Source organism: Candidatus Leptofilum sp., assembly GCF_965223285.1.
In the GTDB taxonomy this organism is placed as follows: Bacteria; Chloroflexota; Anaerolineae; order Promineifilales; family Promineifilaceae; genus Leptofilum.
Map to the genome: position 1 here is coordinate 3,135,236 of NZ_OZ244997.1, position 19,442 is coordinate 3,154,677.

The following is a 19,442-nucleotide window of genomic DNA, read 5'->3' on the forward strand; positions in this document are numbered from 1 at the left end:
TCAATCATGAAGTGGCATTGACAAAGCCAACCCTTTATTTTTATACTCCCCCATCTTTTTGTCACCAATCTCCAGGAGACCATTATGGTTGACAATCCATCTGCCGAATTGCCTGCACGTCTGGTTGTGGAGCAAGGGCCTGAGCCGAACCAAACGTTCACGTTGGGCAATGCGCCACAAACAATCGGCCGTTCTGCCAACAACGGCATTATCATCAACGATGCCGAGATTTCTCGCCGCCACGCCCAGCTAACACCGCAAGCAGACAGCTATGTGCTGGAGGATTTGGGCAGTACGAACGGTTCGTTTGTGAATGGGTTACGGCTGGATCAGCCAACAAGGTTGAATCATGGCGACTCCGTGGAGTTTGGCGACACGGTGCGGCTGCGCTTTTGGGCAGCAGGCATGGCCTCAGAAATTGTGTATGCACCAGAAGATGATGTGGTGACGCCAGCACTACCGCCAGAACCAATGCCAGCTTACACAGAACCAGGTACCCTACCAGAACCACAGCCGGCTCATCCCCCAACTTTTGATGATTTTGACGCGCCGGAAACGGCCGTTTCCCCCAATCGTAATCGCATCCTCATTGGCTGCGGCTGCTTGCTCATCGTAGCCTGTCTACTATGCGTGGGAACTCTCTTCTTTTTAGATAGTTACCAGCAGGGTGAATTACTGTATTGCGGCGGATTACGGCCGTTCTGGGAAACAATCCTCGGCCCCCTTGGCTTTAACCCCGCCTGTCCATAAAAAAAGACCCGCCAGACAAAACTGACGGGTCTTTCGATTATTCTTCTTCTTTCTCTACCCTGGACAGACCCCTGTGACTGCCCCTACCACGTTCTGTTATCGCGGTGGCAAATTGATAATCTGACCTGGGTAAATCAGGTTCGGGTCTGCAATTTGCGGATTCACGCCGATGAGGTCCGCATAGGGAATGCCCAGACGATTGGCAATCTTGGTAAGCCATTCACAGGCAGCCACGATGTACGTATCGCCCTGGTCAATGCCCGGTGCTGCATCGCTACAGAAATCGGCTGGCAATGAGGCTTCTGCATCACCACTGCTGCTGGTTTCTCCAGAGGAACTGCTATCAGACGAATCAGCCGCTTCGGTAACGGTCACATTGCTTGTCGCTGCGGTTTCGCTAGCACCTGCGGCGCGTACGCCAAAGGTGTGGTCACCTGCAGCGGGCGTGTAGCTGAAGTTCCAGGTGCCATCATCAGCCACAACGGCCGTTCCAACCACCTCATCCCCGTCCAGAATTTCGACTTCGCTGCCCGGTTCGCCCATGCCGCTAAAGGCAAGTTCACCACCGTCGGCACTGCTGCCGTCGGCAGGTTCATCCAGCGTGGGGGCGGCAGCGGCTAGTGAGAAGGTAAACGGGTCGGTCTCAACGGCCGTTCCAGCATCATCTACCGTGCGCAGGGTCAATTCGTAATCGCCGGTGGGCAACGTGGTGGGGAATTCCCAACTGCCATCATCGCCTACAACAATCGTACCAACCACCTCACCATTCACCACAATTTCCACTTCTGCGCCGGGGGTGCCAATTCCAGTCAGCGTCACGTCGCCTCCTGCCAAATCTGCCGCGGGCAAATCAAACATCGGCAATACAAATTCTGCGCCTGACGCTTCAGCCGCCACCGTCACGTTGCGGCCAACCGATTCAGCCAGCAGATTGCCATCAGCATCTAACATTCGCAAGCTGAGATCGTAATCGCCTACTGGCAAATCAACGGGAATGGACCAAGTACCATCATCGCCTACAACGGCCGTACCGACCACCTCACCGTTGGCGACGAGTTCCATCGTGCTGCCAGGAGTACCTACGCCACTCAAATCGACCTCGCCCGCATTAAAATCGAGGCCGGGCAGATCAAAGTCTGGCAAAGTCAGCTCGCCCAGTGACAAATTAAAGCCGTCCGATTCGCTGGCGACATTGCCATCCAAATCTATGGCTTGCAGGCGCACGTCGTAATCGCCAGCCGGTAACTCTGTGTCCAGTGCCCAGCTGCCGTCATCACCAACGGTCGCGGTGCCAACCAGTTCGCCATCCACAACCACGCCGACTTCGCTGCCGGGGGTGCCGGTGCCGCTCAGGTTCAATGCGCCACCCAACAACTCACCATCCGGCAGGTTCAAGGTGGGAATATCCAGATCAACAGATGGGGCAGAGACATCAAACGATGGAAAATCAACAGATCGCGCCACATTGCCGTCTGCATCTAATGCTTCTAGCGTCAGGGTGCGGGAACCAGCTTCCAAATCGAGGTCGAAGTTCCAGCTACCGTCGCTACCAACTTCTGTGGTGCCAACTTCTTCGCCATCCACAATAATGCGGACGGTGGAACCGGGCGTGCCGCTGCCGCTCAGGCTGACGGTGCCCGCTTCCAGCCCGTTGGTTAGCACGGGGGATTCCAGTTCGGGGACGTCGATTTCGGCCATTTCCTCATCGTCCGTTGGCTCATCCACAACGGAACTAGTGCCTGCGTCATCGGTAGTGTCAGTGGCAACGGCCGTATCCTCCACAGCATCATCTGGGCCTTGTACAAATGCAGGGGGCGATAGCCAGAACCAGAGCAACAGGGCGATGAGGATGAGCAAAATAATCAATTTGAAAATATCGAAGCGTCTTACTTCGTCTTTTTCTCTGTGATGAATCATTTCGTTATCCTTTGCCTAGTTGCTTTGGGTTTTCTCAGCAAACTGCCTGGCTTCTGCAATCCACTGCTCGGGTTCAATCGCTTGCCATTCTTCAGGATCGATGATTTCGCGGGCGCGTTCGGGCGAAAGAGCTGCAAGTTGAGCAAAACTGAAAACACCAGCCTCATTAAAGCGGCGGGTAAATACATCGCCGATGCCATGAATCTTCTGCAGGCGATCCGGCTTCACCATGACTTCTTTAATCACTTCTTGCACGATTACTTCAGGTTCTTTATTGAGGGCTTCTTGCAGCCGAGCTGCCAAGGACTCTTTTTCTGCCTCGATCGCAGCCAATTTACCTTGCAGGTCTATATCCACCGTGCGGGTAGAAGCGGCCGTTTCCTCATCTTCACGCCGCCAAAAGAGCCAGTCAATGACCCACTCTATAACCCAACCTAAAATTAAACCAATAACTAAGGTGACCCAAGGATTCATTACAAACAACCTCCTAACTAACTAAAATGAAATCGCATAAATTTTGGCATTGCTGCCCTTAACGATAGAAATACAAGATACGTCTGCCCAAATAAGACACAGGAATTAGGAAATTAGTCACATATGATTTTGGAAACTGCTAACCAAAATATGGGCAGAAACGGCCGTTTCTGCCCCAAAAGCGGGTAAATATTCGTGGGTTCTGATGCCAAAACGGACGATTTGATTCTGCCTCTTCCCAATATTGCCGAACCAATTAATAAATAAGAAGATCGTTTCTTGTGACGCAAGGACTTAAATTTGTGACGACTGTTTGGATATGGTGTCCGAAGTGTCAGGGTTATTTTACCAAAGTTTTTGTGAAGAAGTAATCTAAAAAGGAGCAGTTAAAATGGAACAGATTCAAGAGTTTTTTGCAGGTCCAATTGGTGCGCCCATTTTATCGTTTTTGGGTGGTGTTTTGCTGTTAATTGTTGGTTATTTAGTGGCCCGATTAGTAGCCAGCCTGATAAGGCGGCTGCTAAAACGAACCAACTTAGATAACCAGGCTGCAAAATGGTTTGAAGGTGAAGATGGGGTACGGCCGTTCTCCGTTGAGGATGTCATCGGCAAGATTGTGTTTTGGCTTATTTTCCTCTTCTTCATTGTGGGCTTTTTGCAGCAAATCAACTTGCCTGGCGTTGCCGTGCCGCTGCAATCACTGCTAGACCGCATCACAACAGAATATCTGCCGCGTCTGGGCTCAGCCGCCCTGCTGTTAGTGGCGGCGTTTGTCATTGCCACCGTGCTGCGCTCGTTAGTGCGGCGTGGTGCCGCCATGCTCAATGTAGACAACTGGCTTAGCAAGCACGCCAGCCTGGAAGAGGGTGAACAAGTCTCTGTAGCAGAATCATTGGCAACGGCCGTTTACTGGTTCATCTTCCTGTTATTCCTGCCCGCCATTCTCAATGCGCTGGGCGTCCAGGCCATTGCGGCCCCCATCCAAAATGTGTTTGAAGAATTTCTGAGCTACATTCCCAACATCTTTGGTGCAGCCATCACCCTACTCATTGGCTGGTTCATTGCCCGCGTGGTGCGCCAGGTCGTTTCTAACCTCTTGGCAGCTTTGGGCAGCGATAGCTTTGGCGAACGCTTGGGCCTCACTGGGGAAAGAACCCTTTCTAAAATGGTTGGTACGGTGCTGTACACCTTCATCCTGCTGTTTGCCATTATTTCCGCACTCGACTCCCTAAACATTGAAGCCATCTCCCAACCCGCCACGCTGATGCTCACGACCCTCATCGATGCGCTGCCCAACATCTTTGGGGCCGCGTTGGTGCTCGTCATCTCTTTCTACATCGGCCGTATGATTGCCAACCTCATCACCGACCTGCTGCGCGGCGTTGGCTTTGACAACATTCCCAGCAAGCTGGGCCTCACCTGGAGCGGCACCCGTCGCCCCACCCACTTGGTGAGCTACCTCATCATCGTGGGCATCATGCTGTTTGCCTCGCTCTCTGCTGCCGAGCTGCTCGGCTCAGACTTCCTGTCTGGCATTTTGGCAACCTTCATTGGCTTTGGCGGGCAGCTTGTTTTGGCCGTCATCATCTTTGCGATTGGCCTTTATTTGGCCAATCTGGCCCGCAATCTCATCTTGAGTGCTGGCGGTACGCAAGCCAACTTCACCGCGACGTTGGCACGGGTGGCTATTTTGGTGCTAACAACCGCCATGGCCTTGCGCCAGCTTGGCGTCGCCAACGACATTGTGAACATGGCATTTGGCATTATGCTGGGCGCATTGGGTGTGGCGGCAGCCCTGGCCTTTGGCTTGGGTAGCCGAGAGATTGCCGGGCGTGAAGTGGAACGTTTGGTAGCCAACTTGCGCGGAGAAGAAAGCAGCAGCGGCGATTAATACCTGTTTTGGTGACCGTCACTTTTGAAAGTGACGGTCACCTCTGGTAAACAAGATTTAAGAAAAAGTAATTGTGTTCGGGGTGGGTTTTTGCGATGGTCATGCCCTTAAATGCAAAAATCCACCTTCTTATAAATCAATCGGTGCAAAAATGAGCGGCGTAGACCATAATAATCGAATAGAATACTGGCATTTGCGACTTTACGCTGAGCAAACTCAGTTTTGCACAAGGTCAAACGCTTTGTTGTGGAAGCGGCTGACCAACGGTGAGGGGTATTTTTATCGGTATGGGGCAACAGGCTCTGGCGGAATTATCAGACGTTGCGTTAATCGAAGTCTGCCAAAAACGGGGAGGCAAAGACGATCGGCCGTTTCAGGAAATGTTCCGGCGGTATCAGTCGGTGGTGTGGCGCGTATGCTACAGCTATATGCGCAACCGCGAAGACGCAGAAGATTTAACGCAAGAAGTATTTTTCAAGGTTTACCGAAGTTTACATCAATTTGAAGGACGCTCTTCTTTTAAGACCTGGCTTTACCGGGTGGCGATCAACACTTGCCAAAATGAGATTCGGCGGCGCGGGCGACGACCGCAGGAAGCCGAAACGGAAATGGAGACGATCGCCGAGATTATGCCTTCGGGCGAATCGGTAGAAAAATCGTATCAGGCGCTATACAAGCGGGAAATGTTGGCGAAGGCTTTGGCCAATTTGGACCCTGGTGTAAGCGAGATTTTGTATATGAAGGATATGGAAGAACGGCCGTATAACGAAATTGCCGCCACGCTAGACATTGGCATTAGTGCTGCCAAGATGCGCGTGCAGCGGGCAAGACTGGCTTTGCAGGTAGAGTACCGAATGCTAGCAGGTGAATGAGTATGATCAATAATCCAAAACCCCTCTCAAAAGAGCTGCTCCGCCGCTTTGTAGCGGGCGAGCTGAACGACACCGAAAATGAAGCGGTTATGGCCCAGCTTGCGGAAGATGAAGCCAGCCTGGAAATAGTCGATGCGCTGTGGGAAGGGCAGCCATCGCAAACGGCCGTTATCAAGCTACCAGATTTGGACCCAGAACGCGCCCAGCGGGTGCGCCGCCGCCTCATCCACCAAATTCATCGGTCTGACCTAGCTAAAAATGTTGTCAGAATGGGGACTGGCGGCTTTAGCAGCGTGGCCATAAGCCTGTTACGGCCGTTGCTAGACACGCCAAATAAAGAACAAAGGAACCGAAGGAGACGCAGAAGAAATGATTGATCTTGAGATTATCCAAAACGCTTTTAGCAATTTGGTAGCTAACGCCATTGATTATGTACCGCGTCTGGTTACTGCACTCATTATCCTGTTTGCTGGCTGGCTGCTGGCCAAGGGCATTTCTAGCTTGGTGCAACGGCTGGCTGAAAAGCTGCGGCTGGAAGATCTGTTGGAACGCACTGGCATTAAGGCGGGGCTTGAGCGGGCACAGATTAACCGCTCTGGCTCGCAACTGTTGGGCACCTTACTTTACTGGATTATCTTCCTCAACTTTATTTTGATTGCGCTAGAAAGTTTGGGGTTAACTGCGGCCGTAGACCCGCTGCGTAATCTGATTGCTTTCCTACCTCGGCTGCTGGCAGCGTTGGCCACATTAACGGCTGGTGTGCTGCTGGCGCAGTTCCTGGGCAAGGCGGCGCAGGCAGCCATGAGCGGCATGGGTGTGGAGTTTCACCAGGAAGTAGGCCAAGGGGTCAACGTGCTGCTCATCATCATGATTGTCATTGTGGTGCTGGAGCAGTTGGGTATTAACGCCGCAATCATGACCAATATCTTCACCAATGTGATCACCATCATTGTGGCCGGGCTGGCATTGGCATTTGGCCTGGGTGGCCGAGACGTGGCTCGTGGCGTGCTGGCGGGCTACTATGCTCGCGAGCAGTACGAAATGGGGGATCGCATCATCATTGACGGTGAAGAAGGTATTTTGGAAGCAATTGGCACGCTTAATGCGGAAATTCGCGTAGAGGGCGAACGTTTGGTAGTGCCGAATACGGTTCTGACGGAAGCGGCCGTAAAAGTGAAAGATTCCGACTGGGATCAGCCGATCCTTGAACTAGACGAATAGTTTTGACAAGGTGAAGGGGTGATAGGGTGACAAGGTGAAAAAATCACCCGTTCACCCGTTCATTCTTTGAGCCATTCCGCAAAGAAGTCGTCTAGCGGTGCGCCGTGAGCCACTTCCATCACCTCGCGGAATTGGTCATCGCTGGCGGTGCCGCCCCCATAAATAGCAAAATAATCTTGCAAGCCACTAAAAAACGCCTCGTCCCCCATCTCTTGCCGCAATTCATGCACAAACACCGCCCCGCCAAAGTAAATTTTGAAGCTAAATAGCTGCGCCGGAGGCGGATTGCCTAGCACGAAATCATCTCCATTTTCTTCTACGGCCGAACGAAACGATTCAATCACTAGCTGCAACGCTTCGGGATCGTCCCCGGTCTCCCACATGAGCTGCACATAGGTGGCAAACCCTTCGTTGCGCCACATTTGCTGCCACGAATCTAAACTAACCCAGTTGCCAAACCACATATGTGCCAATTCGTGCATCACCGTGCGCTGGCCGATCATGTTGTTGGCCAGCAACACCATTGTTTGCGTTTCTAACGAGACACTGGAGACGTCGGCCGTGACAAAGCCAAACGCTTCATATGGATAAGGGCCAAAGCGTTCACTCATCCAATCAATCGCTTCGCCGACGTCGGCAACGGCCGTTTCAAACTCATCTCTGGCCGCTTCTGTCACGTAATGTCGCAACAGCACTCCGTCGGGCGAAAGCTCTTCCACCCGCTCAAAGTCGCCCACCACCACCGTTGCCAAGTATGATGCCATCAAAAAATCATGCTCCCAGATGAAGGTGCTGCTGGTTTCACTATCAATTTGCTCGATGAGCAGGCCGTTGGCAACGGCCGTAAGCCCTGCGGGTACGGTAATTTCAAAGCGATAGGTTGCCTTGTCACGCGGGTGGTCATTGTTGGGGAACCAAAAGCGCGAGCCATCTGGCTCGGAAAGCACGTAGATACTTTCACCATTGTGGAAACTCATGCCCAGCGAACTGGCAAAACCGGCGTAGGCAGACGGCCGTTCCATCGGGTTCCCGGAATAGCTGATGGACAAATCAAAGGGGCTGTTTTCAGGTAACGGCCGTGCTGGCAGTATAACCAGCTTGTCATTTTCATGAACAAAGGCAACTGGTTGCCCATCCAACAGTGTCTCGGTGACTTCAAAACCGACAAAATCAAGCGGAATAGCCGCCAGCTCTGGTGCTGTGATCACGCCACCAATTTGCACAGTGGCATCAATATTCTCCACTGCCGGATCCAACGCCATGATGAGATCATATTCGAGTACATCGTATCCCAGATTGCCCAGCTCTGGTGCATATGGATCGCCAATGGAGAGTCCTGCAAAAGGCAGAGGGGCGGTGGCGTCTGGAGTGGTGTTGAGCGGGGTTGGGGGAACGGCCGTTGGCTCTGGAAATAACGTCGGCGTGGCGGCAATTGTTGGGATTGCCTCAACTTGAATCGGCGTCGGCGTGGCGGCATCATCTGCTCCACAACCAACCAACAAAAAGCCCAAGATCAAAAAAATCTGCGTAATCTTTAAAATCTGCGGATTATCTTTCTTAACCTTCGCTTGGAGTGCTTGCATTTTCATCTTCATTTCCCCATACTGGGCTGGCAGTGGCAAAATGTCAATGGGGCTGCCCCAAATGCCCATCAATAGTTAACAAATTAGCGGCTAGAGGCTAGTTGCTAGTCAAACTAGCTACTAACCACCAGCCGCTAACTCAAGGAGCAACAAATTGACCCAAAAACCGCGCCTGCGCCAGCTAGACTTTCAGCCAGTGTACCACCAGGGGGAACAGATGTGGTATTTGCACGACCCTTTGGAACTGTCTGATGAACAGTTGATAATGCCCCCCGCGCTGGCGCAGTTGCTTCTTTTTATGGATGGCAATCGCACCCCCCAGGAAATCCACGCCGCCTTTTGCCAGCAAATCGGCCAGCCGCTCGATTTTGCCATTACGGAGCAGGCGTTGGCCCAGCTAGACGCCGCCTGTTTATTAGATAATGAACGCGCCCAGTACGCTTTGGCCCAGCAAAAAGAAGCGTACCGCAACCAACCCCATCGCTCCCCAGCCTTGGCGGATTTGAGCTACCCGGCCAATCCACGCCGGCTCACGATGATGCTGGATGAGTACGGTAAAAACGATGACCTGAACGGCTGGCAGCCGTGGCGTGGCCGAGCCATCATTTCGCCACACATTGATTACCAGCGGGGCGGCAAAGTGTACGCAAAGGTGTGGCGGCGGGCGCAAACGGCCGTTCTCGAAGCAGACCTCGTTATCATTTTAGGCACCGACCACAAAGGCGGCCTGGGAACATTCACCCTCACCCGCCAACCCTATGCCACCCCCTACGGCATCCTGCCAACCGATACGGAATTGGTAGATGAACTGACCACCGCCATCGGCGAAGAGGCCGCTTTTGCCGAAGAGCTGCACCACCGTAGAGAACATTCGGTTGAGCTTTCGGCCGTCTGGCTGCATTACCTTTACCAGCAGGCAGGCATCGACCCCAAACCAATGATTCCCATTTTGTGCGGCTCGTTTCACCATTTTGTGATGAATGGGGGGCATCCAGCGAAAGATGATTTGTTGGATACGGCCGTAACCACTCTGCAACGCGCCACTGCCGGGAAAAAGGTGCTTACTGTGGCCTCGGTAGATTTTGCCCACGTTGGCCCCGCCTTTGACGACGACTACATCATGGACGACACGCGCCGCGCCGCCCTGCGCCAGACCGACCACAACCTCGTCCAGGCCATCATTCGCGGCGACGACGCCAGCTTTTACGATCAAGTTGCCGCCGTGGAAGATCGCAACAAAGTGTGCGGCTTCTCCCCCATCTACCTGCTGCTGCGCTACCTGCAAGGCACCAAAGGCATTCAGGTGGCCTACGACCACTGCCCCGCCGACGATGAGGATCATTCCTTCGTCTCCATCGCTGGCATTTTGCTAGAGTGAGTTTACATTCACAGATTTTCGCAGATTGAATGCCGAAGACTACAAAATTGACAATTTGGGCAGTGAATGTCACAATGTTTGCATGAGTACGGCCGTTCGTTATACACCACAAATGCAACAAGAATTACGCAGTCGCTTTCAACTTGCCGAGCGATTGGTTGAGTTTGGCTGGATTCCAGTCGTCCCCGAAGATTTAGGCGAAGATTTTATCATTCATATTTACCATGAGGGGCGCGCCACGGGCGTTAATTTCTTTGTTCAGCTCAAAAGTGTGACGAATTTAAACGGCCGTCGCAAAGGCGACTCCCTTCCCTACTCATTTGAAGTCAAAGATTTGCTCCACTGGGAACAGTTTCTCCAGCCAGTTGTTTTAATTGTTTGGGACGTTAAATTACGCGAAGGTCGTTGGACCTTAATCAGCGACACAATAAAACAGTTAGATCAAAAACACCCAAACTGGCGTCAACAAAAAACAAAAACTGTCCAAATTCCATGGCAAAACAGCTTTCTAGAGGATTCTCTTGTTTCTCTACGACATAGAATTGGAGAAATCTTTTATCCACAAATTTTCAAAGACAAATCCTTTGAGTTTAATGGTACAGTAAGCTTTCCTAATTCGGAAGAAGGGAAAAAGGAATTGCAAGCATTTGAAAATGCAATAAAAGATGGTGATTCCGGTTCTTGGGATGTTCAATTGGAAATTCCCCAAGAACTAGTGCCCTGGCTTGGAGGACCGATAGTTGAGAATGCAAAGCTATTTAGAGAGCCACTGGCTTCTGGTAAACGTTTTCCCACAAGTGTTACCGCTTATGATTTAATGAGTCAAGCGACATCGCTAAATATTGAATTTCAAGTAGTAAAAATTGGCACAGAGTCTGTTACAGTGTCAAATTATCACCAGGATTCTTTTCTTCATTTTCTTTTCGTCTTCGTCTCTGGAAAGACAACACCTGAGAAAGCCGCAATCGCAATAAATGAGGAGGCCAAACATCTAGGGCGAAATTCTTTTGAAGCACGAGATGTTTTGGAATTCTTATATTCCATAGCAACAAGAGGACAATTACGAGTCGATTTTGAGGTCGGTCAAAAGTATTCTTTGATAGCTGAGATTCCAGACGCAAAAAGGTATCTATTTTTGCCACCAAGAGAATTTAGGAGCCTGATTGACAAACTATGCGTAATCGAAGGTAAATTCGGGTTTCCATTGGAGGTTCCGTTTGGAGGTCTTTCTGCTCAAGATGCCATAGTAATAGAGGAATTGTTTGAGGTTATTCGATCAGGAAAGAGGATCCGAAAAAATCAAGAGATTACAATTGACTTTATTTATCAACCATATCTAGAAAATATTTTGAAAGCAGCATTCCATAAGGGGAATATTCGGGTTTCAACTACCCTCCAGGAGAAGTCTCTTAACCTTCTTCAAAGGAATTTCCAACTAGGTAATGTTCTTCAGTTTATTTCAGGGAAGCCAGTTTTGCCAAATGGAATTGACAATATAACAAGTCTGAAACCCGGTGAATCGTTCAGGCTAAAAGTTCAGGAATCGACGATGGAAGAATTATTCCCTCGGCTATTCTTGGAGGAAGCTGAAAGGTTAGGCCAATTATTGGCATCAGAATTTGCTGCTAAATCAATTTATCTTTTTGGTTCTTTAGCATGGAGTGAGACATATTCACCACAAACAGACATTGATTTGGCTGTTAGCGGGTTGAAGCCAGATGAACTTTATAAAGCTATTGGATATTTAGAAAGCAACACGGGCTTTTCCTTTGATCTAATAAATTTGGCTGAAGCAACTCCAGCATTGCGGGAGCGGATAATTCAGGAAGGTAAGTTATTATATGAGCGAGAGCTTGTTGCAGTTGGCGGATGAATTAACTGCCGCTTTAACCGAATTCTCCAAAGTCCAGCAGGTTATTAAGGATGCCAACGAACGATTAGGCGAACCGCCACCTGACACGTTTGAAATGTATGCGCTGGGTGGCATCTTGCATGATTTGTATCATGGTATGGAAGGAATTTGTTTGCGTATTGTCAAGCAAATCGATCAAAGAGAGCCAATTGGCAGCAGTTGGCATCGAGATTTGATAGATTCTGTTAGCCGTCTTGTGCCAAACTTACGTCCAGCCGTAATCAGCGAAGAAACGGCCGATCTGCTTGAACAATATCGCGGATTTCGACACCACTTTCGCCACAATTATGGTTTTGAAATTAGCTGGCCCAAACTTGCTCCGCTCTGGCGCGACGCCCCCATAATGATCGAAAAATTCATCCAAGACATTGAACAGTTCATCAGTTTCCTGAGAATGATGAGCACCTAACCCAAAACTGCCCCAAATCCAAAAGAATCTGTGCTAATCTGCGAAATCTGCGGATAAATCATTCAACCAGTCGCGTCCGGACATCGAGTGCGAGTGCGCCGCTGGAGAGTACGCGCAGCGGGTTGATTTCGATTTCGGCGAGTTGGGGGCAGTCGGCGGCGAGTTGGCCGAGGCGGAGAATGGTTTGCAGCACGGCCGTTTCATCTCCAGCTGCCACATTCCGGTAGCCAGCCAACTTGCGCCCTGCCCACGTATTTTGCAGCAGCGATTTTGCTTCGGCCAGCGTCAGCGGCGCGAGGGCAAAGGCAACATCCTTCAACCCTTCCACCTCCACCCCGCCAGAGCCAAACATCAGCACCGGGCCAAACTGCGGGTCGCGCACCACGCCCACAATCACCTCTTGCCCGTCGGGAATCATGGGCTGGATGAGAACGCCATCCAGCTTGGCATCTGGCACGGCCGTTTGCACATCCGTCATCATTTGGGTGAATGCGTTGGCAACGGCCGTTTCCGACCGCACATTCAACACCACCCCACCCACATCCGACTTGTGCGGCACGTCCGCTGAGGCAATTTTTAGGGCGACAGGCAAACCCACTTGCCGAGCAATTGCTATTGCCTCGTCTGCCGTTGTGGCCAAGCCGCTGCCGGGAACGGGGATGTCGTACGCCGTGAGAAGTTGTTGGCAAACGGCCGTTGGCAAAAAAGTCCCCGGTTCTGTAGCAATTTCAGACAGGATTTGTTGCGCTTTGGCGGCGGCTTCGGGGCACGGCCGTTCCGGTTCAGCACACGCGGTCTGCAAAAATTCAGCCCGACGCGACAAAATCGCCAACGCCCCCGCCGCCCGTTCTGGGAAGCGATATTCTGGCACCTTGGCCGCCCGAAAATGCTCCACCGCCTCTTGAATCATCTTCTCGCCCATCAACGCTATCCCCACCGGCTTACCCGTCGCGTAAATAATCGGCAGCATCGCCTTGGCCACGCCCCCGGCAGAGTACATCGGCGGCGGCGGCAGGATGACCATCACACTGTCCACGTTGGCGTCCGCCAGCAAAATACGCAGGCAGGTAGCATACTGCTCTGGCGAGGCACCCGCTAGCATATCCACCGGATTTTGGAAGCTGGCAGCGGCTGGCAAAACGTCTCGCAGCGCAGCTTCAGTCTCTTGGGTTAGCATAGCCAGTTTCAAATTGTGAGATTCCAGCGCATCGGCAGCGGTGACGCCAGGGCCACCCGCATTGGTCAGCACCGCCACCCGTCGTCCCTGCGGCAGCGGACACCAAGCCAGTGCTTTGGCCCAATCGAACAGTTCCTCGCTGGTTTCGGCGCGCATCACGCCCGCGCGGGCAAAGGCAGCGTCGAAGGCAGATTCCTGCCCAGCCAACGCCCCGGTGTGCGAGGCCACGGCCCGCTGCCCGCTGGCAAAACGCCCCACTTTGAGCGCCAGCACCGGCTTCTCCCGCGACACCTGCTCGGCCACCTGCACAAAGCGACGGCCGTTTGACACCCCTTCCAAATACAACGTCACCACGCGCGTGTGCGGATCGGCAGCAACGGCCGTTAGCACATCTGTCTCCTGCACATCAAGCTGGTTGCCCAAGCTCACCAGCCGCGACAAGCCAAATCCTTGCCCGCGCGCCCAATCAATCACGGCGGCACAAATCGCGCCGGAGTGGGAGATGAAGGCAACGGCTCCGGGCGTAGGCCCCGGCGGCGGCAAAAAGGTGGTGTCCAGCGGCAGGTGGGTGTCCAGCAGGCCAATGCAGTTTGGGCCGATGAGGCGGATGCCAAACTGCTGCGCCACGCGCAAACATTCCTGCTCCAATGCCGCGCCCGCCGCGCCAGTTTCGCGGAAGCCACCGGCAGCCAGGATGGCCGCCCGAATGCCGCGCTCGCCACACTCCGCGATGGCTTGGGGCATGGCGGGAGCGGGGACGAGCAGGACGGCCAGGTCTACGGGATCGGGGACGTGGGAGATGTGGGAGTGTAACGGCCGTTCCAGCAACATCCCCCCACCCGGATTTACAAAGTGGATCGCACCATCGTAGCCGCTCTGCACCAAATTCCGCGCCAAGCCAAAACCCAGCTTCATCGGGTTACGCGACGCGCCCACCAAAACAATGCCTTTCGGCTCAAAAAAGGGAAGGAGTGAGGAATCAACAGGTAAACTCATAAAAAGTTGATTTAAGAAGTTTTGGCAAGCCACGGTTGATAACGTAAAAGTTCAACAATTAAAGTCAACACGTTTTCACGTACTTGCCGAAGTTGTGTTCGATATTCTTGGTCATGCTCTCTCTGTGCTTGGTTATAACTCTGCATTGAATAGGAATCCCCAATTACAAAGCCACCAGCAAATGTGGGTCTTCGAATTAACTCAGATAACATCTTCCCATAAAACGATCCCATCTCTAATTCTTTTACAAATTCAATCAACTCAATTGCAAGTTTGTCAAGTTCATTTGAATCAACGTTCTCTTCCACTGAATCTAAAAATTTAAGTCTGAGAAATAGTGGATGAAATTGAGGTGTCAATATGGTTGGATCTTTGTGTCTACGAAATAATGCTAATTTGTCCGGATCTATTTTCTTTGTAGGATTGTGCTGATCACCTAGATGGCAATTTGGGCAAAGAGGAATTAGATTTTCAGGATCATTATTAGAGGGATTCTCATCAATATGATGGAGGTGCAGTTTGTCAGCCCCACATATCGCACATCTATAGTTAAACTCTTTCAAAACTTGCTCACGAATCTTGGGAGGTATTGTGGTACGAGATTTTTTCATTTGGCTTAGACCTATCATTTATTGAAAAACGATTCTTATAACATCGGAGTTTTTAATCAAATTCCACTTCACCAAATTTCAGCCACCCAGCCGACACGGTCAGAAGAGCAGTCCTTCGAAACTGAGATGCGGCCGGAGCATATGTGTGGTTACGTTTTGATTTAGGCAGGCTCTTTTTTGCCCAAACTTTCGGCTAAGAAAGTGTTTACTAAAGTGTTCATGCTAACACCTTCCTGCTTGGCGCGAGCAACTAGGCGGGCATGGAGGCTTTTGGGAACGCGCTGCACAAATTTGCCACTGTAGCTACCGCCACTGCCTGGTTCTGGCACAGGCAAATTCATGCTTTCCAAGGCGGCAATCGTTTCCTTGAGGGCGTCCAGTCCATTTTGAATCGCTTCTTCGATGGTATCACCATCAGAAATGCACTCAGAAAAGTCTGGAAAAGAAATCAGATAGCCGCCACCATCTTCCTCAGATAAAATTTGAATTTCAAATGGATACTGATTTAAGTCTCTCATAATTTATTCCAACACAAACTCAACAAATTTCTTGATATAAATCGGTTTAATCGGGCGACGCGCAGGCACAGGCAAGGTTTGTCCATCTGAACGGATAAAAACAACGTGGCTTGTACCACGCTGTCGCCATTCAATTTCATTGGCCCGTGCAACGGTTTTAAGGCTGTCAATCCGCCAATCGCGCGGGTTATTTTGCATTTTGCTCAGAATTTTTTCTGCTTTGCCCACGAAGAAATGATACTAAATGCAGTAGCACAACGCAAGATCAAATCCCTACTTTACCCCAGCCCCGTCTCGCACTATAATCTCTTAAAGACGCAATGCGTCATAAAAGTTTGCAAGTGGCGAGTGGCAAGTCTGCAAGTCATGCTTTTCATCAGGCAACTTGCAAATTTGCACACTTGAAAACCTGCACACTCAAAGAAAGGGGCAAAACCATGCGTTTAGGCAAAGATTTAGTCGGCAAACAGATTATCAGCGTCACAGACGGCCGTTCCCTCGGCAACGCCAAAGATATTTATATGAACAGCGACCTCACAGACATCACCGGCATCTATCTTGGTTCCGAAGGGCTGATCAAGCGGAAACATTTCCTCATCAAACGTCAAGACGTTGTCGTGTTTGGCATTGACGCCATTTTGGTACGCAACAGCGACGTTATGGGCGAAGAAAGCGAGCTACCAGAGGCGGTTGCTTGGGTACGCCTAAGCAAGCTCAACAAGCGGGAAATTGATACCCCTGGCGGTACCAAAGTCGCCAACATTGGCGACATCATTCTAGGCGAGCAAGGGAATATTACCGGCTTTGCCCTCTCCCGCGTTTATGTAGAAGGCCCCATCGAGAAAAATGGCACCATTCCGCGCAGCGCGGTCATCGACACCGGAGATGAAGATGGCGTGATGACCATTGACCTCACCAAAGCTGAGAACCCGAACGCCGTTGAAGAAAAGGCACCTGCCGCTCCTGTTCCTGCCCCCGCACCCGAAGAACCTGAAGAGATAGAAATCGTCGATGAACCCACTGATGAACCCGCACCCGAAGAGACAGAATCAGAAACCGAGGAAGAAGCTTCCGAGTAACCAATAATCCCAAAAATCCGCGCAATCCGTGGCTAAAAATTTCTCAGCCCATGCGCTTTTATTTGCACAAAAGGAGCTAACCCATGAGCAACACAGTCCACTTCGCCCTCAATGACGAACAAAAGATGATCCGGCAGCTAGCCCGCGATTTTGCCCGCAACGAAATGGCCCCCGTTGCCGAACATTACGACCAAACCCACGAATATCCCTGGTCAGTCATCAAAAAAGCCCAAGAGCTTGGCTTTACCACCCTCAACGTGCCAGAAGAGTACGGCGGCCTCGGCCTCAGCCTGTTTGAAGAGTGTATGGTGTCAGAAGAGCTGGCCTGGGGCTGCTCCGGCATGAGCACCGCCATGGGCGTCAACGGTCTGGCGATTCTGCCCGTCCTCATTGCTGGCAATGAAGCACAAAAACAAGAGTATTGCGGCCGTTTGGCCGACGGACAAATGGCTAGTTACGGTCTCACCGAACCAGAAGCTGGTTCCGATGTGGCGGGCATTAAAACTACCGCCCGCAAAGAGGGAGACCATTACATCCTCAACGGATCCAAAACGTTTATCACTGGCGCCACCGTGGCCAACTTCTTCACTGTTTTTGCCTACACAGACATCGAACAGCGATACAATGGCATGAGCTGCTTCGTCGTTGATCGTGATTGGGAAGGCGTCAGCGTAGGCAAACCGTTTAACAAAATGGGGCAGCACGCTTCCGACACGGCCGAACTCATCTTTGACAACGTAAAAGTACCCGCTACCCACATGCTCGGTGAAGAGGGCAAAGGGTTTCTCATCGCCATGAAAGTGTTCGACCGCAGCCGCCCGCCCACGTCTGCCGGGGCTGTGGGCGTGGCCCAACGTGCGCTTGATGAATCAATTCGCTACGCCAAAGAGCGCGTGGTGAAGGGGCAGCCCATCTGGAAGCACCAGGTCATCGGCCACATGATTGCCGACATGGCAATGGAAGTGGAGGCTGCCCGTCTGCTCGTCTGGAAATCTGCCTGGGCGGTGGACGAGGGTGTAAGCAACACGCTTTACTCCGCCTTTGGCAAAGCATATGCTGCCGACAAGGCCATGAAGATTGCCACCGATGCGGTGCAGGTGTTTGGTGGCTATGGCTATATGTCTGAATATCCGGTAGAAAAGCTGATGCGGGACGCCAAGATTTACCAAATCTACGAAGGCACCAGCCAAATTCAGCGGGAAATCATCGTCCGCGAGCTGTTCCGCAAATAGCAGTAATCAGTGGTCAGTAATCGGTAAATCAGTTTACGCCACCAATTACTATTGTCCTAGTGCGATTGTCCCATTTACCGAGGTAAGTCAATCCGTATAATACAAAGCACGCAAGGACACACAACTTTTTCTCCTTTTATCAAGAGCTCCGGGTCCCCCTCCCCCGGAGCTCTCCTCTTTTTGGGTAGTTTTGACTCATTTCTAAATTGTGAAACCTAAACAGTAAGCAAATAATGGTTCAGTAAAGGCACTCGTAGTCTGGTATGGCTGTGCTATAATCCCGACTTTGCTCGGCAAATTACAGCAAAATCGCCTGTGATTCGCCTACCCAAAATTCATAAATGAAAGAGAAACTTATGCAAGATACAACAAAGCAAGAAACGGCCCCTTCGACAAGCTCAACTCCATTGAGCAGCTCAGGGCAAGCAGTTCCCACCCAAAAACGCCGCACCCTTCCCCAATACCTCGGCATCGTCGCCCGTGGCGTCTGCATGGGCGCGTCAGATATCGTACCCGGCGTCTCCGGTGGCACAATGGCCTTCATCCTCGGCATCTACGAAGAGCTGATTGACTCCATCCGCACAATCGGCCGTCCCAACTTTCTTCAGGCCGTGCTAAAGTTCCGCATCAAAGAAATCTTCCAAATCCTCAACTGGGAATTTTTATTGTCGATTGCCATTGGCATCCTCATTGCCATCGTCACCCTCTCCAGCGCATTGGAAAGTTTGCTCGTCAACCAGCCGGTCTACCTATGGAGCTTCTTTTTCGGGCTGGTTTTGGCCTCCGTTTTAGTCGTGAGCAAGCGCGTGAAGCAATGGAACCCCTTGCTATTTGGCGTGCTGCTGGTGGGGGCCGCTGCTGCTTACCTGCTAGTAGGCCTTGTTCCCGTGCAAACGCCCAACGATTGGTGGTTTCTCATCCTCAGTGGGGCGGTGGCTAGCTGCGCCCTGATTTTGCCCGGCGTGTCTGGCGCGTTCCTGCTAGTGCTATTGGGTAAGTATCAATTTGTGCTAGGGTCAGTCAATAATTTGCGCGGCGGCGATGCGAATGCGGCCGTTCCACTCATCTTTGTGGGCATTGGGGCCGTGCTGGGGCTGGTAACATTTGCCCAAATTCTTAGCTGGCTATTTAAACGCTACCATGACCTCACGGTGGCTGTGCTCATTGGCCTAATGGTGGGCAGCCTACGCAAAATCTGGCCCTGGAAGCTGGATTTGGATTGGCTGCGTGATGCTGCTGGCGAATTTGTGCTGGACAGCGAAGGGCATCGGGTGGTGATTGAGCAGGCCAATGTGCTGCCTGATTTTGGTAGCTCGCAATTTATGTTTGCGCTCATATTGGCACTCATTGGCATTGGTGTTATTCTCTTAATTGATCGCTTGGCAGCCCGTATGGAAACTGATTCGTAGACAAGTTTGTGAG

The 19,442-nt window shown here is 51.5% G+C and carries 18 protein-coding genes; 11 read left to right on the forward strand and 7 right to left on the reverse strand.

The window, feature by feature from the left end:
- Nucleotides 1–84 precede the first annotated feature (84 nt).
- Nucleotides 85–750: an FHA domain-containing protein gene (locus tag ACOQPU_RS14240; RefSeq protein ID WP_420645761.1), complete on the forward strand. Its 666-nt coding sequence runs from the start codon at nucleotides 85–87 to the stop codon at nucleotides 748–750.
- Between the two features lie 96 nt (nucleotides 751–846).
- Here ACOQPU_RS14240 and ACOQPU_RS14245 read toward each other — a convergent pair whose 3' ends face one another.
- Entirely contained in the window at nucleotides 847–2,667 is a 1,821-nt protein-coding gene (locus tag ACOQPU_RS14245) for an Ig-like domain-containing protein (RefSeq protein WP_420645762.1), read from the reverse strand.
- Between the two features lie 15 nt (nucleotides 2,668–2,682).
- A complete protein-coding gene (locus ACOQPU_RS14250) occupies nucleotides 2,683–3,141 on the reverse strand; it encodes a hypothetical protein (protein WP_420645763.1) in 459 nt (152 codons plus the stop codon).
- Nucleotides 3,142–3,532: 391 nt separating this feature from the next.
- Here ACOQPU_RS14250 and ACOQPU_RS14255 point away from each other — a divergent pair, with 391 nt between their 5' ends.
- The 4 genes from ACOQPU_RS14255 (at nucleotide 3,533) to ACOQPU_RS14270 (ending at nucleotide 7,125) form a co-directional block, all read left to right on the forward strand.
- Nucleotides 3,533–5,032 carry a mechanosensitive ion channel gene (locus ACOQPU_RS14255; protein WP_420645764.1) on the forward strand — a complete coding sequence of 500 codons (1,500 nt, stop codon included), beginning with the start codon at nucleotides 3,533–3,535 and terminating at the stop codon, nucleotides 5,030–5,032.
- A gap of 266 nt (nucleotides 5,033–5,298) precedes the next feature.
- Nucleotides 5,299–5,904 (forward strand): RNA polymerase sigma factor, encoded by a 606-nt coding sequence (locus tag ACOQPU_RS14260; protein ID WP_420645765.1) that lies wholly within the window; start codon nucleotides 5,299–5,301, stop codon nucleotides 5,902–5,904.
- A gap of 2 nt (nucleotides 5,905–5,906) precedes the next feature.
- Complete coding sequence (locus ACOQPU_RS14265) at nucleotides 5,907–6,281, forward strand: hypothetical protein (protein ID WP_420645766.1); 375 nt, start codon at nucleotides 5,907–5,909, stop codon at nucleotides 6,279–6,281.
- A complete protein-coding gene (locus ACOQPU_RS14270; RefSeq protein ID WP_420645767.1) occupies nucleotides 6,274–7,125 on the forward strand; it encodes a mechanosensitive ion channel family protein in 852 nt (283 codons plus the stop codon). The genes ACOQPU_RS14265 and ACOQPU_RS14270 overlap by 8 nt, the downstream gene beginning before the upstream one ends.
- A gap of 59 nt (nucleotides 7,126–7,184) precedes the next feature.
- On the opposite strand, the gene ACOQPU_RS14275 is transcribed toward ACOQPU_RS14270, so the two are convergent.
- The gene (locus tag ACOQPU_RS14275) at nucleotides 7,185–8,714 is read right to left on the reverse strand and encodes a M1 family metallopeptidase (protein WP_420645768.1); all 1,530 of its coding nucleotides are present in this window, start codon (nucleotides 8,712–8,714) and stop codon (nucleotides 7,185–7,187) included.
- Between the two features lie 148 nt (nucleotides 8,715–8,862).
- Between ACOQPU_RS14275 and amrB the strand changes: the two genes are divergently transcribed.
- The 3 genes from amrB (at nucleotide 8,863) to ACOQPU_RS14290 (ending at nucleotide 12,407) form a co-directional block, all read left to right on the forward strand.
- Nucleotides 8,863–10,086 carry an AmmeMemoRadiSam system protein B gene (gene amrB, locus ACOQPU_RS14280; RefSeq protein ID WP_420645769.1) on the forward strand — a complete coding sequence of 408 codons (1,224 nt, stop codon included), beginning with the start codon at nucleotides 8,863–8,865 and terminating at the stop codon, nucleotides 10,084–10,086.
- Nucleotides 10,087–10,168: 82 nt separating this feature from the next.
- Nucleotides 10,169–11,959, forward strand: coding sequence for a DUF4365 domain-containing protein (locus tag ACOQPU_RS14285; protein WP_420645770.1), 1,791 nt, complete (start codon nucleotides 10,169–10,171; stop codon nucleotides 11,957–11,959).
- Entirely contained in the window at nucleotides 11,928–12,407 is a 480-nt protein-coding gene (locus ACOQPU_RS14290) for a hypothetical protein (protein ID WP_420645771.1), read from the forward strand. The genes ACOQPU_RS14285 and ACOQPU_RS14290 overlap by 32 nt, the downstream gene beginning before the upstream one ends.
- A 58-nt stretch (nucleotides 12,408–12,465) precedes the next feature.
- Here ACOQPU_RS14290 and ACOQPU_RS14295 read toward each other — a convergent pair whose 3' ends face one another.
- The 4 genes from ACOQPU_RS14295 to ACOQPU_RS14310 all read right to left on the reverse strand — a co-directional run bounded on the left by ACOQPU_RS14295 (nucleotide 12,466) and on the right by ACOQPU_RS14310 (nucleotide 15,937).
- Nucleotides 12,466–14,580, reverse strand: a complete 2,115-nt coding sequence (locus tag ACOQPU_RS14295) for an acetate--CoA ligase family protein (protein ID WP_420645772.1) — start codon at nucleotides 14,578–14,580, stop codon at nucleotides 12,466–12,468.
- Nucleotides 14,581–14,591: 11 nt separating this feature from the next.
- On the reverse strand, nucleotides 14,592–15,191 hold the full coding sequence (locus ACOQPU_RS14300) for an HNH endonuclease (RefSeq protein WP_420645773.1): 600 nt from the start codon (nucleotides 15,189–15,191) through the stop codon (nucleotides 14,592–14,594).
- 161 nt (nucleotides 15,192–15,352) lie between these two features.
- The gene (locus ACOQPU_RS14305) at nucleotides 15,353–15,709 is read right to left on the reverse strand and encodes a toxin-antitoxin system HicB family antitoxin (RefSeq protein WP_420645774.1); all 357 of its coding nucleotides are present in this window, start codon (nucleotides 15,707–15,709) and stop codon (nucleotides 15,353–15,355) included.
- 3 nt (nucleotides 15,710–15,712) lie between these two features.
- Nucleotides 15,713–15,937 (reverse strand): hypothetical protein, encoded by a 225-nt coding sequence (locus ACOQPU_RS14310; protein WP_420645775.1) that lies wholly within the window; start codon nucleotides 15,935–15,937, stop codon nucleotides 15,713–15,715.
- Between the two features lie 209 nt (nucleotides 15,938–16,146).
- Between ACOQPU_RS14310 and ACOQPU_RS14315 the strand changes: the two genes are divergently transcribed.
- The 3 genes from ACOQPU_RS14315 to ACOQPU_RS14325 all read left to right on the forward strand — a co-directional run bounded on the left by ACOQPU_RS14315 (nucleotide 16,147) and on the right by ACOQPU_RS14325 (nucleotide 19,429).
- The gene (locus ACOQPU_RS14315) at nucleotides 16,147–16,788 is read left to right on the forward strand and encodes a PRC-barrel domain-containing protein (RefSeq protein WP_420645776.1); all 642 of its coding nucleotides are present in this window, start codon (nucleotides 16,147–16,149) and stop codon (nucleotides 16,786–16,788) included.
- Between the two features lie 83 nt (nucleotides 16,789–16,871).
- Nucleotides 16,872–18,020, forward strand: coding sequence for an acyl-CoA dehydrogenase family protein (locus ACOQPU_RS14320; protein ID WP_420645777.1), 1,149 nt, complete (start codon nucleotides 16,872–16,874; stop codon nucleotides 18,018–18,020).
- Nucleotides 18,021–18,376: 356 nt separating this feature from the next.
- Complete coding sequence (locus ACOQPU_RS14325) at nucleotides 18,377–19,429, forward strand: DUF368 domain-containing protein (RefSeq protein ID WP_420645778.1); 1,053 nt, start codon at nucleotides 18,377–18,379, stop codon at nucleotides 19,427–19,429.
- The last annotated feature ends 13 nt before the right edge of the window (nucleotides 19,430–19,442 follow it).

Coding starts and splice junctions, on each gene's coding strand:
- ACOQPU_RS14240 (WP_420645761.1), top strand. CDS start 85: ATGGTTGACAATCCATCTGCCGAATTGCCTGCACGTCTGGTTGTGGAG.
- ACOQPU_RS14245 (WP_420645762.1), bottom strand. CDS start 2,667: ATGATTCATCACAGAGAAAAAGACGAAGTAAGACGCTTCGATATTTTC.
- ACOQPU_RS14250 (WP_420645763.1), bottom strand. CDS start 3,141: ATGAATCCTTGGGTCACCTTAGTTATTGGTTTAATTTTAGGTTGGGTT.
- ACOQPU_RS14255 (WP_420645764.1), top strand. CDS start 3,533: ATGGAACAGATTCAAGAGTTTTTTGCAGGTCCAATTGGTGCGCCCATT.
- ACOQPU_RS14265 (WP_420645766.1), top strand. CDS start 5,907: ATGATCAATAATCCAAAACCCCTCTCAAAAGAGCTGCTCCGCCGCTTT.
- ACOQPU_RS14270 (WP_420645767.1), top strand. CDS start 6,274: ATGATTGATCTTGAGATTATCCAAAACGCTTTTAGCAATTTGGTAGCT.
- ACOQPU_RS14275 (WP_420645768.1), bottom strand. CDS start 8,714: ATGAAAATGCAAGCACTCCAAGCGAAGGTTAAGAAAGATAATCCGCAG.
- ACOQPU_RS14285 (WP_420645770.1), top strand. CDS start 10,169: ATGAGTACGGCCGTTCGTTATACACCACAAATGCAACAAGAATTACGC.
- ACOQPU_RS14290 (WP_420645771.1), top strand. CDS start 11,928: ATGAGCGAGAGCTTGTTGCAGTTGGCGGATGAATTAACTGCCGCTTTA.
- ACOQPU_RS14295 (WP_420645772.1), bottom strand. CDS start 14,580: ATGAGTTTACCTGTTGATTCCTCACTCCTTCCCTTTTTTGAGCCGAAA.
- ACOQPU_RS14300 (WP_420645773.1), bottom strand. CDS start 15,191: ATGAAAAAATCTCGTACCACAATACCTCCCAAGATTCGTGAGCAAGTT.
- ACOQPU_RS14305 (WP_420645774.1), bottom strand. CDS start 15,709: ATGAGAGACTTAAATCAGTATCCATTTGAAATTCAAATTTTATCTGAG.
- ACOQPU_RS14315 (WP_420645776.1), top strand. CDS start 16,147: ATGCGTTTAGGCAAAGATTTAGTCGGCAAACAGATTATCAGCGTCACA.
- ACOQPU_RS14320 (WP_420645777.1), top strand. CDS start 16,872: ATGAGCAACACAGTCCACTTCGCCCTCAATGACGAACAAAAGATGATC.
- ACOQPU_RS14325 (WP_420645778.1), top strand. CDS start 18,377: ATGCAAGATACAACAAAGCAAGAAACGGCCCCTTCGACAAGCTCAACT.